This is a genomic window from Aestuariimicrobium kwangyangense DSM 21549, assembly GCF_000421525.1.
GTDB classification, from domain to species: domain Bacteria; phylum Actinomycetota; class Actinomycetes; order Propionibacteriales; family Propionibacteriaceae; genus Aestuariimicrobium; species Aestuariimicrobium kwangyangense.
In genome coordinates, this window is record NZ_ATXE01000003.1 from 406,945 (window position 1) to 422,741 (window position 15,797).

Consider the following 15,797-nt stretch of genomic DNA (forward strand, 5'->3'; position numbering starts at 1 on the left):
TCAGCCTCCTGCTCCGGTGTAGTGCCTGATGGCCCGCCCCCAGGCGACCAGTCCCGTCGCCCAGACGACCAACGCGGCCACAGGCGACAACCACCCCAGCCACGCGGGCCAGCCATGGGGCAGACCTGCGCCCGAGACGACCGCCATCGGCAACCAGGCCGACAGCAGGGTCGGTGCCACGAAGGTGAAGAACACGCGAACGGGGGTGAACAGGGCCCCTCCGGGCACCCCCGACGCGAACTTGCCGCCGTACATGACGGCGTTCGAAGCCTGTTTGCCGTCGACCACCACCATCGTGAAGGCGCCGGCCCAGACCTGCAGCCCGGTGAAGATGCCCGCACCTCCCAAGGGTGCGATCACCGCGAGACCGACCTTGGCGGCGGTCCAGTCATCCACCGTGGCCACCAGCAACCACGGATAGGCGATCACGCCGACCAGCACTCGTCCGAGTCGGCGCAACTGGAAATCGGTGGTGACCAACTGGGTCAGCAGCGAGGTGGGGCGTACCAGCAGCGTCTCGAGCCGGCCCTGCTTGACGAAGTCGCCAGCGTTCTCCAGTTCCCCGAACAGCAGGTCTGCCAGTCCGAAACCGAACTGGCTGCAGACGTAGACCAGTGCCGCCTGCGACAGGGTCATACCGCCCAGCACCGGGGCGTGCACCAGCAGCACCCAGATCTCGATGAACTCGCTGGCCACCAGGAAGGCCTGACTGAACAGGTCGAGGGCAAGCGAGGTGCGGTAGGCCAGTTGCGAGCGCAGCCGTGACCCGACCAGCACCCTGATCATGGCCAACCACGTGACCGGACGATCGTCGCCCAAGCCCAGCACCGTGCGTGGTCGGGAACCGACCACTGGCTCAGCCACCCTGCACCTCCAGGCTGCGGGTGCCCCAGCGCAGCACCAGGGCCACGACGAGCCCCAGCACCAGCACCCATCCGAGTTGGGTGGTCAGCACCTCCAGCACACGGCCGCGGGCGAGGCCCGTCGCCAGGTCGGCGGGCGTCTGCCACATGCTGGGCAGGAAGGTGTGTCCGACGAGGGTGCGCAACCAGTCGGGGAACCACTGCACGGGGACGAGGAACCCTGACAACGTGTTGAAGACGACCATGAAGAACACGAGGAAGCCACGGATGTCGACCAGCCACAGCCCCAGCAGGTTGACCACCAGCCAGCAGAACAGGCAGAGCGTGTTGGCCAGCACCATCGAGCACAGGAAGGCCAGCCACAGCCACGGCTGCGTGGGCAACACCAGACCCGTGGTCACGGCACCGACCAGCATCATCGGGATGAACCGGGGGAGAAGTTGCGATGCGCCCCGACCGAGGTCGGTCGCCCACCACTGGGCCAAGGGATGCGCCGGCCTCAACAGATCGACCGCGAAGTCTCCGGATTTGATGCGCAATCCGACCTCACGTGGGTAACTGCCCCACAGTTCGACGGGACCCAGCATCGCCTGGGTCACCCAGACATAGGTGGCCGCCGAGGCTGCGGTGTACCCGTTGACGGTGCCCCCGGCGGCTTGGACGGCTGCCAGCAGCAGGCTGGCCCGGATCAGTCCGAAGACGGAGTTGGCCAGCAGCGCCGTGAGCGTGGCCACGCGGTACCTGGCCCATCGGCGGAAGCCGCCGATGACCAGTTCCCAGAGCGCGCGCACTCGGACGAGCCTACCGGTGGGCGGGTGGGTCGGCCGGTAGGGTGGAGCAGACATCCGCGCACCGCCGCCCGAGACCACCACGAGGACGACCACCGTGAGTACCCCTGTCATTGATGTTGCCCAGACGGTTCCCACCGACGACCTGCGCAACGTCCCTCAACTCGTCAGGCGTCGAGCCACCGAGCATCCCGACGCCGTCGCGTTCTCGGTCCACCGCGGCGAGGCAACGGTCGACGTGACCGGGGCCGAGTTCCTGGCCGATGTCGAGTCCCTGGCCAAGGGTCTGATCGCCCACGGTCTCCAGCCCGGCGACCATGTCGCCGTGATGTCGGCCACTCGGTACGAGTGGACCGTGTGCGACTTCGCCATCCTGTTCGCCGGCGGTGTGGTGGTGCCCGTCTACGAGACGAACACGGTGGGCCAGACCGCCTTCGTGCTGCAGGACTCGGGAGCCGTCGCCGCCTTCGCCGAGGGAGGCCGCCACGTGAAGGTGGTCACCGAGGCGGCGGCACAGGCCGGGGTCGAGCTCAGCGCCATCTGGAGGATGCACGGCTCGTCCGACCTCGACGACCTGCGCGCGCTGGGTGCCGGGGTCTCGGACGAGGACCTGCTCGCCCGCTCCGACCTGGCGACGCCCGACACCATCGCCAGTCTGGTCTACACCTCCGGGACCACCGCGGAGCCCCGTGGGGCAGCCATCACCCACCGCAACCTCGCCCATCTCGCCGTCAACGTCATCGAGACCCTGCAGGACATCCTGTTCGAGGGTGCGTCCACCGTTCTCCTCCTGCCATTGGCGCACATCCTGGCCAGGTTCGTGCAGCTGGGGGCCTACGTGAGCGGCACCCGCATCACCCACGTGCGCGACGCCTCGCGCGTGATCCCGATCCTGGCGGCAGCGCGGCCGACGATGATGGTGGTCGTCCCGCGGGTGATGGCCAAGGTGCTGGCCGGAGTGCGCAAGAGCGCAACCGAGAAGAAGCTGGGCAAGGCCTTCGACCGCGCCGAGCACGCCGCGATCGAGTGGGGTCGACATCTCGAGGCCGTTCAGGAAGGCCGGAAGGGACGCACCCCCCTGAGCCTGCGTCTGCGCCACGCCCTGTTCGACAAGCTGTTCTACGCCAGGATTCGGTCGACCCTCGGCGGCAACCTCGGCACCCTCGTCTCGGGCGCCGCGCCCCTCGACCAGCAACTGGCCTACTTCTTCCGCGGTGTCGGCATCGAGGTGCTCGAGGGATACGGGCTCACCGAGACGACGGCTCCCATCACGGTCAACCGTCCGGGGGCCAGCGTGATCGGCGGTGTCGGAACCCTCGTCCCGGGATCGACGCTGAAGATCGCCGAGGACGACGAGATCCTGGTGAAGGGCATCGGCGTCTTCGCGGGCTACCACCATGGCGACGGCGACGAGTTCGACGCTGACGGGTTCTTCCGCACCGGCGACCTCGGGCGCGTCGACCACCACGGTCGCCTGTTCATCACGGGCCGTGCGAAGGACATGATCATCACCGACTCGGGCAAGAACGTCTCCCCGCAGAAGTGGCAGGGCGTGCTCGAGCGGGACGCCCTGGTGGCCAACGCCGTCGTCATCGGTGACCGGCGGCCCCACCTCGCCGCCCTGCTGGTGATTGACCCTGCCGGGGTGGCGGACTGGGCATCGGCCAACAACCGCCCCGATCTGGCCACGCGTTGGGCCAAGCCGGGGGAACTGCCCGGGGAGAAGATCACCGACCCCCAACTCCTGACGGCGCTCGAGCACCTGGTCGACCGGGCCAACGCCCAGGTCAGCAATGCCGAGCGGGTACGCCACTGGGTGGCAGTCGCCGCCGACGTCAGCGAGGACGCGGGTTACGTGACCCCGACCATGAAGCTCAAGCGGCAGAAATTCCTCGACGCGATGAGCCCCGTCATCGAGCAGATCTACTCCTGAACCAGACCCCGATCGGCACCATCACCCCTAGTGAGGGCAGCCTAAGCTAGCTTGTGAAAGATCTCACTCGGGTGCAGGGTGGGCTCATGACACAGACGAGTTCGCTCGGGACCCTCGCGTCTGAGGGTGACTCCGGCACCCAGGGGTTCCACACGCGACTGAACTGGCTGCGCGCCGCGGTGCTCGGCGCCAACGACGGGATCGTCAGCATTGCTGGTCTGGTGGTCGGCGTTGCCGCCGCCACCACCAGCAGCCACGCCCTCCTGGTGGCCGGTGTGGCTGGTGTCATCGCGGGTGCGCTCAGCATGGCAGCCGGTGAGTACGTGTCGGTCTCGACCCAACGCGACGGGGAGCGCAGCCTCGTCGACCGCAAGCGATCGGAGTTGCAGGCCGACCCTGACGGGCAGCTGGAGCGGCTCGCTGCGCTCTATCGCGCCAAGGGGCTGGACGCCCATCTCGCCGAGCAGGTCGCCGAGCAACTCACCAGTCGCAACGCCCTCGCAGCCCACGCCGAAGCAGACCTCGGGGTCGATCCCGAGGAGCTGACCAACCCCTGGCATGCTGCCTGGGCGTCGATGTTGTCGTTCACGCTGGGAGCCCTGCTCCCGCTCGCGGCGGTGCTGCTCACGCCCGTCTCGTGGAAGATTCCGGTCACCGTGCTAGCCGTCACCGTGGCGCTGGCCATCACGGGAGCCAGCAGCGCCAAGCTCGGCGAGGCTCCTGCCGTTCCCGCGACGCTGCGCAACGTTCTCGGTGGGGCGACCGCCATGGCCGTCACCTACGGTGTCGGCCTGCTGTTCGGCACGCTCGGCGGCTGACGCAGCCAGAACTCAGGCGGCCGAGCCCACGTGTGCCACGGCGTCGACCTCGACCCTGACATTGGGGTGCCCGAAGTCGACGATCAGGGCGGTCCGGGCCGGACGGTGGTCACCCAGTCGACGGGCGTAGATCTCGTTGAACGGCGCGAACAGCAGCGAGTTGGACAGGTAGACACCCACCTTGACCACATCGTCCCAGGTGGCTCCGCCGGCAGCGAGCACCTTCTCGACGTTGTCCAGCGTCCCTTCCACCTCGGCTTCGAAGTCACCGACGAGGATCGCTCCGTCCGGGGCGTTGGCCACCTGTCCCGAGACGTAGAGCACGCCACCGGCGGAGTAGCCGGGGCTCAGGGGTGCAGTGGGGGCGGGCTGGTCGGGCAGGTTGATCGCGGGCATGCTGCCCACTCTAGTGAGGGACCCGGTTGAATGGTGGCCATGGACTTCTCCGGACTCGTCGGCCAGCATCCCACCCCCATCCTGCTCGTCGACGTCGGTCGGCTCGACCGCAACATCGCCCAGGTGCAGCATCGCTTCACCGAGGCCGGGGTCGACCTTCGTCCCCATGTGAAGACCTCGAAGTGTCTGGAAGTTGCCTCCCGGCAGCGCGCCGCCGGTGCGATCGGCCACACGTGCTCCACCCCTGCCGAGGTGGAGTGGCTGGCCCGTGCCGGTTTCACCGGCCTGCTGTGGGCCCACCAGCCGGTCGGCCCGGCGAAGGTCGACTTCGCCGTCAGGGCTGGCCGCGAATGGGGGGTCACCCTGATCGCCGACTCGGTGGCCGTGGCGCAACCCCTCTCGCAGAAGGCGGTCGAGGCGGGAGTGACCCTCGCTGTCATGGTGGAGGTCGACTCGGGGCAACACCGGACGGGGGTGGCGGCTGGCGAGGCCGTCGGGGTGGCCAGCGCCATTGCGGCGCTGCCCGGGATCCGGGTCGTGGGCATCCTGACCCACGAGGGGCATGTGGGTGCCGCCTCCGGGGCGCCGGCCCGGGCGGACCTGGGCTCGCGGGTGGGCTCCGACATGGCGGAGGTGGCTGAGTCACTGCGAGCCGCGGGGATCGATCTGGGCATCGTGTCGGTGGGAAGCACCCCCGGCTGGCAGACCGCTCCGTTTGCCACCGGGGTGAGCGAGGGCCGCCCCGGCACCTACGTCTACTACGACGCCAACCAGGTGCGCGGGGGTACCTGCACGCTCGACGACTGCGCCCTGTCGGTGCTGGCCACGGTCGTCTCGAAGCACGCCGACCGGGTCATCATCGACGCGGGGACGAAAGCCATGTCTGCCGATGCCTTCACGCCCCAGACCGGTGGCGGCATCGTCTGCGATCCCGACCTGGTACCCCTGCCGGGGATCCACTTCGAGCAGGCGAACGAGGAGCACGGCTTCCTGACCGGTGAGGTGTCGGGGCTCGAGGTCGGTGACCTGGTGAGGATCGTGCCCAACCATGCCTGCGGGACGGTCAACATGTGGTCAGGTCTGACGGCTGTCTTCCCCGACGGCCGGCTCGACTCCTGGCCGATCGAGGCGCGCCACTGACCAGCCCACCACCAGTCCCAGGAGGGCGACGGCGGCACCGGCCGCCAGCACGCCGCCGAAGCTGAACCGGCCGACTCCCTGTCCTCGGGTGGCGACGGTCATTGTCCACGGCGCCGCGAATCCGATGTAGGTCAGGGCGTAGAAGACGGCGCTCACCGGCGCCAGCACTTCGACGGGGGTGTGGGTCTCGATGGTGCGCAGCCCACCGACCAGCAGCAGGCCGTAGGCCGCGCCGAACACCACCCAGGCCACCGGGAGCAACGGGTGATGGGTACGCGAGACAGCAGCCAGCGCCAGCGCGGCAATCAGCACGGCAAGGCCAGTCGGCAGCGTGACGCCCGGGTGGGCGTCCTCGACCTGCCTGATGGTGGGCTGCAGGGCCACCCCCGTGCCCAGGGTGACAGCGGCGCCGACACCGATCAGCAGCACCACGTGGGCGGCGAGCGGGCCCGCAGTTGCGCCGACGCCCGTCGGCAGGGCGAGGAACGACAGGGTGGCCGAGCCGAAGACCCACGGGGCGGTGAGGGGCACCCAGGCCAGGAACCAGCGCGAGCGCAGGGCCGTGACGACGGTGCCGGCTCGCGGCGCTGGTCGTTCTGTCAGGTCCAGTGCCGCCTGGTCAAGCTCCGGCGTGCGCCAGACGAGAACCGCTGCGGCCATGGCCACCAACAGGTGCACGAGGTAGGGCAGCACCGTCGGGTGGGGCAGCTCGGTGAGCAGCGCCGCGACCAGCGCACCACCCCCGAATCCGGTCGAGAGTGCCACCGTGGCCCGGCGTGCTCCGATCCCCGGCGAACCGGACGACAGTTGCTTCACCCAGGCGGTGCCCGGAGCCATCGCGGCGCCGATGGCGACACCGGCCAGGATGCGGCCGAGCAACAGTCCGCCCGTGTGATGGGTGTTGACGGCGAGCACGAGCGAACTGACCAGCGAGGTGACCGCCCCGAACCGGACGAAGGGGCGCTTGCCCCGGTGGGCGCTCCACCACCCGGCGACCAACAGGGTCGGCACCAGACCCGCCGCGTACAGCCCGAACAGTGCCGTAGCCGTGGACGCCGAGAGCGAGACCTGTTGCCTGTAGACCTGGACCATCGGGGCGAACTGGTTGGCTCCCCAGCCGATCGCCACCAACGCGAAGCTGACCCGGGCCCAGTCCGGGACGGTGCGTGGCATGGGGCCTCCTCGTGTCCGTGCCACGGTAGTGCCGTCAGGCGCGGCGGTACTGCAGGAACAGGAAGTCGTCCCCCCGATGGACGGCCGTCAGGCTGAGCCGCCGCGGGGTCTGGGCTCCGGTCGTCAGGGGTACACCGGCACCGACCAACTGTGGACTCAGCACGAACAGCAGTTCATCGACCAGGTCGGCGTCGAACAGGTCAGCCAGCAGGCTCGGGCCTCCCTCGGTGAGCACCCGGGTGAGGCCGCGGGCGTGCAGGGCGCGCACCGCTTCGGCCAGGTCGACCCGCCGCTCGCCCGCGAGCACCACGTCGGCGACCCGGGCCAGGGCTGCTCGCCGGCCCGGGTCGGCCCCCTCGTGGGTGATCACGATCGGACGGGTGGTCGCCTCGGTGAACAACGAAGTGGTCGGGTCGAGGTCGCAGGAGTGGGTGACGATGGCGAGTCCGGGTTCGGGCGTCTGACCCCGGGAGGCCCGAGCCGCGGCCACCTCAGCGCTGACCCCCAGCGGTCCGTAGCCCTCGGCGCGGATGGTGCCGGCGCCGACCAGCGTCACGTCGGCCAGGCTGCGCAACAGGTGCAGCAGCACCTGGTCCTCCGGGCTGGTCAGACCACCCACCCGTCCCTCCACCGTGGCGGAACCGTCCAGCGAGATCACCATGTTGGCGCGCAGCCACGGGCCTTGCGGGTGCGCGTAGGCGGTGGCCAGATCGGTCTCGGTGGCCGGGGTCAGGTCGAACATGGCGCCATTCTGCTGCAGATCAGCCCTCGGGCTGCACCAGCTCGACGGCCACCGTCAGCGGCTCCTCGGACGAGACCCAGCTGACCTCACCGGTGATGCGTCCGACGGCTCTCAGGTCGTCCTCGATGGTGGCGAGTCGCTCGACCCCGGCACCGGTGAAGACTGCCCGGGTGACCTCGGTCTTCATCGAGACCTTGGCCGTGGACTTGGCCCCACGGATGGCGATCAGGGCCGCCGCCACGTCAGCGAGCAACTGGGCGTCGCCCTCCACCGCGATCTCGTCCACCCGTGGCCACCGCTGGTGGTGCACCGACTGGTCCGAGATCCACGACCACACCTCTTCGGTGACGAAGGGCAGGAACGGCGCGAACAGCTTCAGCATCGCCGTCAGGGCGATCCTCAGCGCCGCCCGGGCCGAAGCGGCGGCCTGGTCACCCTGGGCCCCGTATGCGCGCTCCTTGACGACCTCCAGGTAGTCGTCGCAGAACGACCAGAAGAACTGCTCGGTTGCCTCGAGGGCGCCGGTGTAGTCATAGTCCTCGAACGACGAGGTCGCCTGCTCGACGGTCATCGCCAGTCCCACCAGCATCGCCCGGTCCAGGGCGTTGGTGACCTGGTCACGGGTGGCATCGGCGCTCGACATCGCCAGCACGAACTTCGAGGCGTTGAGCACCTTCATGGCCAGGCGTCGTCCGACCTTCATCTGGGTCTCGTCGAATGGGGAGTCGAGCCCGGGTCGGGCGATGGCGGCACGCCACCGCACCGCGTCGGCGCCGTACTTGTCGAGGATCTCGGTGGGCACCACGACGTTGCCCTTCGACTTCGACATCTTCTTGCGATCGGGGTCGACGATGAAGCCGGAGATCATGGCCACCCGCCAGGGTGCGGAGCCCTCCTCGAAGTGCGCACGAACGACCCGGCTGAACAGCCAGGTGCGGATGATGTCGTGGGCGTGGGTGCACAGGTCATAGGGGAAGACCGACGCGAACAGCTGGGCATCGGTGAGCCAACCACCGGCGAGTTGGGGGGTGAGCGAGCTCGTGGCCCAGGTGTCCATCACGTCGGGATCACCGATGAATCCGCCGGGCACCCCGCGCTGGCTCTCGTCGTAGCCCTGCGGGGCCTGGGACGAGGGGTCGACCGGCAACTGCTTCTCGCTGGGCAGCAGCGGGTGGCCGTAGTCGGGCTCACCATCGCCGTCGAGTGCGTACCAGACCGGGAAGGGGACGCCGAAGAAGCGCTGGCGGCTGATCAGCCAGTCCCCGTTGAGTCCGTTGACCCAGTTGTCGTAGCGGTGCTTCATGTGGGTGGGCACCCAGCTCAGCTCGGCGCCACGGTCGAGCATCTGCTCGCGCACGCCGGCATCGCGCCCCCCGTTCCTGATGTACCACTGTCGGGTGGAGACGATCTCGAGGGGCTTGTCGCCCTTCTCGTAGAAGTTGGTCATGCGCTGGGTCGGCTTCGGTTCGCCGTCCAGGTCGCCGGTCTCGCGCAGCTTGGCCACGACGGCCTCGCGGGCGGAGAACGTAGTCTTGCCTGCCAGTTCGGTCCAGAACTCGGCCCCACCCAACCACTCCGGGACCTCGCGCAACAGGCGCCCGTCGCGACCGATCACCGTACGCACGGGCAGGTTGAGTTCGCGCCACCACTGCACGTCGGTGAGGTCACCGAAGGTGCAGCACATGGCGATACCGGCTCCCTTGTCGGGTTCGGCAGCAGGATGGGGGAGCACCGGCACCTCGACGCCGAAGATGGGCGAGGTCACCGTCGTGCCGAACAACGGCTGGTAGCGCTCGTCGTCGGGGTGGGCGACCAGGGCCACCACCGCGGGAATGAGCTCCGGTCGGGTGGTCTCGATGTGGATGGGCCCGTCGGCGCCGTGGAAGGCGACCCGGTGGTAGGCGCCCGGGTACTCGCGGGCCTCCAGTTCGGCCTGGGCGACCGCGGTCTGGAAAGTCACGTCCCACAGGGTGGGTGCCTCCTGCAGGTAGGCCTCACCGCGTCCGAGGTTGCGCAGGAACGCAGTCTGCGAGACCTTCTGGGCCTTGGCGCCGATGGTCGTGTAGTTCTGAGACCAGTCCACCGACAGACCCAGGGTGCGCCACAGCGACTCGAAGACCTGCTCGTCGGCCTCGACCAACTGCTCGCACAACTCGACGAAGTTGCGGCGACTGATGGGCTGCTGCTTCTTGGGGTCGGGCTTCTCCGGAGGCGTGTAGTCCTCCACGTAGGGCAGCGACGGGTCGCAACGAACCCCGAAGTAGTTCTGCACGCGCCGTTCGGTGGGCAGCCCGTTGTCGTCCCAGCCCATCGGGTAGAAGACCTGCTTGCCACGCATGCGCTGGTAGCGGGCGATCAGGTCGGTGTGGGTGTAGCTGAAGACGTGCCCCACGTGCAGGGAACCCGACACCGTGGGCGGTGGGGTGTCGATCGAGTACACCTCGTCGCGCGAATCGGGTTGCACGAAGGCGTAGGTCTGACGTTCCTTCCAGGTCTGCGCCCACTTGGCCTCCAGACCCTCGAGCACAGGCTTGTCCGGTACCTGCGACGCGGTGGCGGTCGCGGTGGGCTCGGACGAGAGGTGGTCTGCTGTGCTCATGGGGCCACAGCTTAGTGATCCACGGCGGGAGGCTCACAGTCGACCAGTTCGCCGGCCTGACGACCATTCGTGCAGATCGTGTGCGCCGGTGGCAGTTGTTGCGCCCCGAGCGCCACTGTCGTGCTGGGACGACACGATCCGCACGATTGGGCGGGGGCACCACTGCCGCGGGATCACTTGTACTGGGCGATGGCCTGTTCCCAGGCCGCGGAACTCGGGTCGAGCACCTGCCACCAGGCGACCTGCTTGCCGTCGGCGTTCACCATCGGGTTCTTGCCGTTGATGCTGACCTGCGGGGTCGACCCGTCGAAGGAGGGGAGCGCCTTCTCCTGCTGGGAGGCCAGCGCGTTGGCGGTTGCCCGCTGGTCGTAGCACTGCTGGAACTTCGCCAGCTCAGGATTCTGCAGCCCCGCCTGGTTGGCGAAGGTGACCCGCAACTGTTCGTCGGTGAAGCCCGCTCCCTCCTGCTCGGGTTGTCCGGCGAAGAGCGCGTCGTGGTAGGTCGGGTACACCCCGACCACGTCGGCGCACATGGCCGCCCTGCCGGCTCGCTCCGAGGCGTCCTCGTTGCCCAGCCTCTTGCCGATCACGGTCAGGATGGAGAACTCCAGCTTGATCTCGCTGGCGCCGGCCAGTTGGTTCAACACCGGTCCGTAGGTCTCGTTGAAGCTCTTGCAGGCGGGGCACTGGAAGTCGAGGTAGACCGTGATGGTGGGCACGTCGGCAGTGGTGCGGGGGTTCTCGACGATCGCGCTCCCGGCGGCATTCAGGTTGGGCGGCGAGACCTGCGCCGCCAGTTGCTGGTCGGTGAGCCGGTGCCCGGCTGACCGGTTGCGCACGACCACGGTTGCCACGGTCGCGATGATGGCCACCACCACGACCGCCGCCACCAGCCAGATGATGCGCATCCGGCGGTCGGATCTCCTCAACTGGGCTTCCCGTTCGGCCCTCAGCTGCTCCCGCCTGGTGGGCGGTGAGGGCGGCGAGACCTTGCGTCCAGACATGACCACACCCTAACGACCGGCCCGAACCAGCGACTCGGACCAGCCGTTGGGGCTCACTTGATCTTGTCGATGGCCTCGACCCAGGACTGCTCGGTGGGTTCGAGCACGCGCCACCAATCGGTGTCCTCGCCCTTCTCGTTCTTCACCTTGGGGCTCTTGCCGTTGACCGAGTACTGCGGGGTGGAGCCCTGCCACGTGGTGCGGGCCTTCGACTCCTCGTCGCGGACGGCCTGCGCCGTGGCCTTGTCGTCGTAGCACTTCTGGTAAGCGGTCAGCTTCGCACCCGTGATCCCGGCCGCGGTGGGGTAGGTCACCCGCAACTGCTCGTCGGTGAAGCCGGTGCCCTCGGCGGGCTGGTTGGCGTAGACCGCGTCGTGGAAGGCGCCGAAGGAGCCCGCGATGTCGGCGCAGAACGAGGCCCGCGCGGCGCGCTCGGAGGAGTCGTTGCGCAGGTTCGTGTCGAGGAAGGTCAGCACCCGGTACTCGAGCTTGAGCTTGCCGTCGGCGGCCAACTTGTTGACCGTCGCGCCGAAGTAGTCGTTGGCGCTCTTGCAGGCCGGGCACTGGAAGTCGAGGTACACCGAGAGGGTGGGCACGTCACCGGTGACCTGCGGGTTCACCACGATGCCCGAGCCGTCAGCGTTGAGGTGCGGCGGCTTCACCTGGGACGCGGCCTCCCTCGCGGCGATGTCACGCTTGTTCTGGCGGTCGTTGTAGATGACGACACCGACGGTGGCCACGATGGCGATCAGCATGAAGCCAGCGACGGCGTAGAGGATCCGCATCCGGGTGCGAGCCCGCTTGGCGTCGGCCAATTGCTGGGCGCGCAGTTGTTCGCGACGGGTCTGGTCTGCGCGAGCGCTGGAGGTGTTCTTGCTCAACGATCTGCTCTCTCCGGAATCGGCGGGTCGTGGGGGCGGTGGTCGTCACGCCAACTTGGTTGAGCCTTGAACGACCGGTGCTGGCCATGAGTCTACGGGGCGTCGCGAAGCGGATCCTCGGCGGGCACGCGTTCGGGTGCGTGCCAGTAGGCTGGACGAGATGAACGAACAGCAGCACCAGGCCATCGTCGAGGCGCTCTACGCCCGCTGGCCCGAGCACCGGATCGCCCCTTCGCTGGGACGCATGCGCGCCATCTGCGACCTGATGGGCAACCCCGAACGGTGCGCTCCCGTCATCCAGATCACCGGGACGAACGGCAAGGGCTCCACGGCGGCCATGATCGACGCCCTGCTGCGGTCCGCCGGTCTGCGCACGGGCCGGATGGCCTCCCCGCACCTGCAGGACGTGACCGAGCGGGTGCTGATCGACGGCGAGCCCATGGCCGTCGACGACTTCGACGAGCTGTACACCGAACTGGCGCCCCTGATCGAGATCGTCGACTCCCAACTCATCGACGGCGTCAGGATGACCGCCTTCGAGATCTACACCGCCCTCGGGTTCGCGGCCTTCGCCGATGCCCCCGTCGACGTGATGATCCTCGAGGTGGGCATGGGTGGTTCCTGGGACGCCACCAACGTCGCCGACGCCAAGGTTGCCGTCATCACCCCCATCGACCTCGACCACACCCACATCCTCGGTTCCACGACCGTCGAGATCGCTCGCGAGAAGGCGGGCATCATCAAGGCCGGTGCCATCGCGGTGATGGCCGGACAGAGCCCCGAGGTCGCCCAGGTGTTGCTCGACCGGTGCTCCCAGGTGGGTGCGCAGCCCGTGCTCGAGGGGCCAGGCTTCGGACTGCTGCAACGGGAGGTCGCCCTGGGTGGACAGGTCATCAGGATCGAGACGGCCGACGGCCCGCTAGGTGACCTGCACCTGCCGCTCCACGGCCTGCACATGGCCAGCAATGCCGCCCTGGCCGTGGCCGCCGCGGAGGCCCTGTTCGGCGCCAAGGGTTTGAGCCCTGACGTGATCGCCGATGGTCTGGCGGCCACGGCCATCCCCGCACGGATGGAGGTCGTGCACCGGGAACCGACGGTCGTGCTCGACACCGCCCACAACCCCCATGGGGTACGCGCGACCCTGGCGGCCACCCAGGAGGCCTTCGGCTTCGATCCTCTGATCGGGGTCGTGGCGATGATGCGCGACAAGGACTCCGCCGGGGTGCTCGACCTGTTCGCCGAGCTCATGGACCGGGTCGTCGTGACGACGGTGCAGTCGACCACCCGAGCCCTCAGCCCCGACGAACTGGCCGATCTCGCCGAGGACGCCTTCGGCCCCGGCCGGGTCGAGCAGCGGGACAGCATGGTCGACGCCCTCGACCGGGCCATCCAACTGGCCGACGAGGCGGGGGAGGGCGCGGGGATCCTGGTGGTCGGCTCGTTCATCGCGGCCGGCGAGGCACGCGACCACCTGATCGGACGAGGCCCGGCCACCGGCCTGACGAACCCCTTGGCCGGTGCCACCACCCGGGAGTGGGACTTCTCGGACTTCGACTCACCCGAGGGCGAGCCCGGAGAGGTCATCTCGTGAGGGCGCTGCGGCTCGCGCCGACCAACCCGATGAACCGGGCGCTCCTCTCGGCGCTGGTCTTCGAGGTGATCGTGTTCGGTCTCGGGATTCCAGGGATGCTGCTGCTCGACCGGGTGCCGGTGGGGCTCGCGGTCGCCACCACGACGGTGGCCATGGTGCTGGCCCTCGCCGCCGCCGCCACGCTACGGCGTCCGGTCGGCCACCCGTTGGGCTGGCTGGCGCAACTGGCCGGCCTGTCGCTGGGCTTCCTCACCCCGATGATGTTCGCCGCCAGTGGCATCTTCGCGCTGGTCTGGGCCGGCTGTTTCGTCCTTGGCAAGAGGATCGAGAAGCAGGCCCCTCCCGACGCTCGCTAGGGTGTGAGCATGTCGAACGCCCAGCCGGTCGAGCGCACCCTGGTGCTGCTCAAGCCCGATGCAGTCGCCCGTGGGCTGACTGGTCAGATCCTTGCCCGATACGAGGCCAAGGGGCTCGTCATCGTCGCCCTCAAGCGCCTGCTCACCAGCCGTGAGACGGCCGCAGCCCACTACGCCGAACATGAGGGACGCGACTACTACCCCGCCCTCATCGACTTCATCACCTCGGCGCCCCTGGTCGCGTTGGTGCTCGAGTCGGAGCGGGCCATCGAGATCGTGCGACTGCTGAACGGTTCGACCGATTCTGCCAAGGCCGCCCCGGGCACCATCCGCGGTGACCTGTCGGTCTTCCACAACAGGAACCTCGTGCACGCCTCGGACTCAGCCGAGAACGCAGCCCGTGAGATCGGCATCTGGTTCCCCGAAGAGGCGTGATGGGTGAGCAGCACTGGTCGACCCAGCCTCCGCCCGTCCTGCTGAATCCCGCCTACCTCCCCGAGGGGGGATGGGCGCCGCCGCCCCCACCCTCGTCCATGCCGGTGGTGCCGACCCGGTATCCCATGTTCTGGCGTACTCCGGCATGGTCGGTCTGGCGCCCGATCCTCGCGTTCATCGTCGGGTTCGGCTGCTTCCTGCTGCTGCAGGTGCTGGCGATGGTGGTGGCACTGGCCATCGACGTGGCCACCGGACGGATCGTCCTCAAGACCTATCTCGACGAACTGTCGAAGGGTCGGTTCTCGGTCACCCCGGTCTTCTTCCTCGCCAACAACGTCGCCCTGGGCCTGTCGATCCCCGTGGTGATGCTCATCAGCCGCTGGCTCTTCCGCCAACCCGGCCGCCATCTCGCCTCCGTCATCGGCAGGATCCGGTGGCGTTTCATGCTGGGCTATGCGGCCGCGATCAGCCTCCCGTGGCTGGTGATGACCGGACTCGACCTGTGGTGGGGCCGGGCCGAGCTCTCCGTCACCACCGACACCTGGCTCCTGCTGGTCGGCATCCTGCTCACCACGCCGTTCCAGGCAGCGGGTGAGGAGTTCCTGTTCAGGGGAGGGGTGATGCGGACGTTCGCCAGCTTCGTCCGCCGGCCCGCGATCGGCATCCCGATCGGGGCGCTGGTGCAGGCCTTGCTGTTCATGGCTGCCCACGGCGCCGGGGATGCCTCGCTCAACGCCTACTACCTCTTCTTCGGGCTCGTCGCCGCCTGGCTGGTCTGGCGCACCGGAGGACTCGAGGCGGCCATAGCCGTGCACGTGGTCAACAACGTCACGAGCGAGCTGAGCATGCCGTTCACCGACATCAGCCACATGTTCGATCGTCAGGAGGGGGCGGCCAGCCTCGCCGACCTGTGGCCCGGCATGGTGTGCCTGGTGCTCGCCGTGGGCATCGCCGAGGTGTTCGTGCGGCGCCTGCGCCCGGCCGTGGTCGGCCCCGAGCAGGCGACCCGTCCCGTGCTCGAGCAGGCGGGACCTCGTCCGGCGCTGTGAACTTTCGGGCATCCCCCACGTAGAATCGG

The 15,797-nt window shown here is 68.7% G+C and carries 15 protein-coding genes; 7 read left to right on the forward strand and 8 right to left on the reverse strand.

Annotated features, from left to right (window positions below; translation table 11 throughout):
* Nucleotides 1-864, reverse strand: coding sequence for an ABC-2 family transporter protein (locus H507_RS0111865; RefSeq protein WP_022910920.1), 864 nt, complete (start codon nt 862-864; stop codon nt 1-3).
* Nucleotides 857-1,708 (reverse strand): ABC transporter permease, encoded by an 852-nt coding sequence (locus tag H507_RS0111870; protein ID WP_084707820.1) that lies wholly within the window; start codon nt 1,706-1,708, stop codon nt 857-859. The genes H507_RS0111865 and H507_RS0111870 overlap by 8 nt, the downstream gene beginning before the upstream one ends.
* A 40-nt stretch (nt 1,709-1,748) precedes the next feature.
* On the opposite strand from H507_RS0111870, the gene H507_RS0111875 reads away from it, so the two are divergent.
* Nucleotides 1,749-3,584: an AMP-dependent synthetase/ligase gene (locus H507_RS0111875; protein ID WP_169512710.1), complete on the forward strand. Its 1,836-nt coding sequence runs from the start codon at nt 1,749-1,751 to the stop codon at nt 3,582-3,584.
* 86 nt (nt 3,585-3,670) lie between these two features.
* Nucleotides 3,671-4,402: a VIT1/CCC1 transporter family protein gene (locus H507_RS0111880; protein ID WP_022910922.1), complete on the forward strand. Its 732-nt coding sequence runs from the start codon at nt 3,671-3,673 to the stop codon at nt 4,400-4,402.
* Between the two features lie 12 nt (nt 4,403-4,414).
* Here H507_RS0111880 and H507_RS0111885 read toward each other — a convergent pair whose 3' ends face one another.
* On the reverse strand, nt 4,415-4,798 hold the full coding sequence (locus H507_RS0111885) for a RidA family protein (protein WP_022910923.1): 384 nt from the start codon (nt 4,796-4,798) through the stop codon (nt 4,415-4,417).
* Nucleotides 4,799-4,837: 39 nt separating this feature from the next.
* Between H507_RS0111885 and H507_RS16585 the strand changes: the two genes are divergently transcribed.
* Nucleotides 4,838-5,938, forward strand: a complete 1,101-nt coding sequence (locus tag H507_RS16585) for an alanine racemase (RefSeq protein ID WP_022910924.1) — start codon at nt 4,838-4,840, stop codon at nt 5,936-5,938.
* On the opposite strand, the gene H507_RS16590 is transcribed toward H507_RS16585, so the two are convergent.
* The 5 genes from H507_RS16590 to H507_RS0111915 all read right to left on the reverse strand — a co-directional run bounded on the left by H507_RS16590 (nt 5,873) and on the right by H507_RS0111915 (nt 12,337).
* Nucleotides 5,873-7,111, reverse strand: a complete 1,239-nt coding sequence (locus tag H507_RS16590; protein ID WP_022910925.1) for an MFS transporter — start codon at nt 7,109-7,111, stop codon at nt 5,873-5,875. The two genes, H507_RS16585 and H507_RS16590, sit on opposite strands and share 66 nt — an antisense overlap.
* Nucleotides 7,112-7,145: 34 nt before the next feature.
* Nucleotides 7,146-7,853, reverse strand: coding sequence for a pyrimidine reductase family protein (locus H507_RS0111900; RefSeq protein ID WP_022910926.1), 708 nt, complete (start codon nt 7,851-7,853; stop codon nt 7,146-7,148).
* A gap of 19 nt (nt 7,854-7,872) precedes the next feature.
* Nucleotides 7,873-10,452 (reverse strand): valine--tRNA ligase, encoded by a 2,580-nt coding sequence (gene valS / locus H507_RS0111905; RefSeq protein WP_022910927.1) that lies wholly within the window; start codon nt 10,450-10,452, stop codon nt 7,873-7,875.
* 173 nt (nt 10,453-10,625) lie between these two features.
* A complete protein-coding gene (locus tag H507_RS16595; RefSeq protein WP_084707800.1) occupies nt 10,626-11,456 on the reverse strand; it encodes a DsbA family protein in 831 nt (276 codons plus the stop codon).
* Between the two features lie 53 nt (nt 11,457-11,509).
* Nucleotides 11,510-12,337, reverse strand: coding sequence for a DsbA family protein (locus H507_RS0111915; RefSeq protein ID WP_022910929.1), 828 nt, complete (start codon nt 12,335-12,337; stop codon nt 11,510-11,512).
* Between the two features lie 160 nt (nt 12,338-12,497).
* Between H507_RS0111915 and H507_RS16600 the strand changes: the two genes are divergently transcribed.
* Genes H507_RS16600 through H507_RS17465 form a run of 4 tightly spaced genes read left to right on the forward strand, consistent with a single transcriptional unit; the run spans nt 12,498 to nt 15,768 of the window.
* The gene (locus H507_RS16600) at nt 12,498-13,928 is read left to right on the forward strand and encodes a bifunctional folylpolyglutamate synthase/dihydrofolate synthase (protein WP_022910930.1); all 1,431 of its coding nucleotides are present in this window, start codon (nt 12,498-12,500) and stop codon (nt 13,926-13,928) included.
* A complete protein-coding gene (locus tag H507_RS0111925; protein WP_022910931.1) occupies nt 13,925-14,284 on the forward strand; it encodes a DUF4233 domain-containing protein in 360 nt (119 codons plus the stop codon). The genes H507_RS16600 and H507_RS0111925 overlap by 4 nt, the downstream gene beginning before the upstream one ends.
* Before the next feature lie 9 nt (nt 14,285-14,293).
* A complete protein-coding gene (ndk, locus tag H507_RS0111930) occupies nt 14,294-14,719 on the forward strand; it encodes a nucleoside-diphosphate kinase (protein WP_026378156.1) in 426 nt (141 codons plus the stop codon).
* Entirely contained in the window at nt 14,719-15,768 is a 1,050-nt protein-coding gene (locus H507_RS17465; RefSeq protein WP_022910933.1) for a CPBP family intramembrane glutamic endopeptidase, read from the forward strand. Before ndk ends, H507_RS17465 begins: the two co-directional genes overlap by 1 nt.
* The last annotated feature ends 29 nt before the right edge of the window (nt 15,769-15,797 follow it).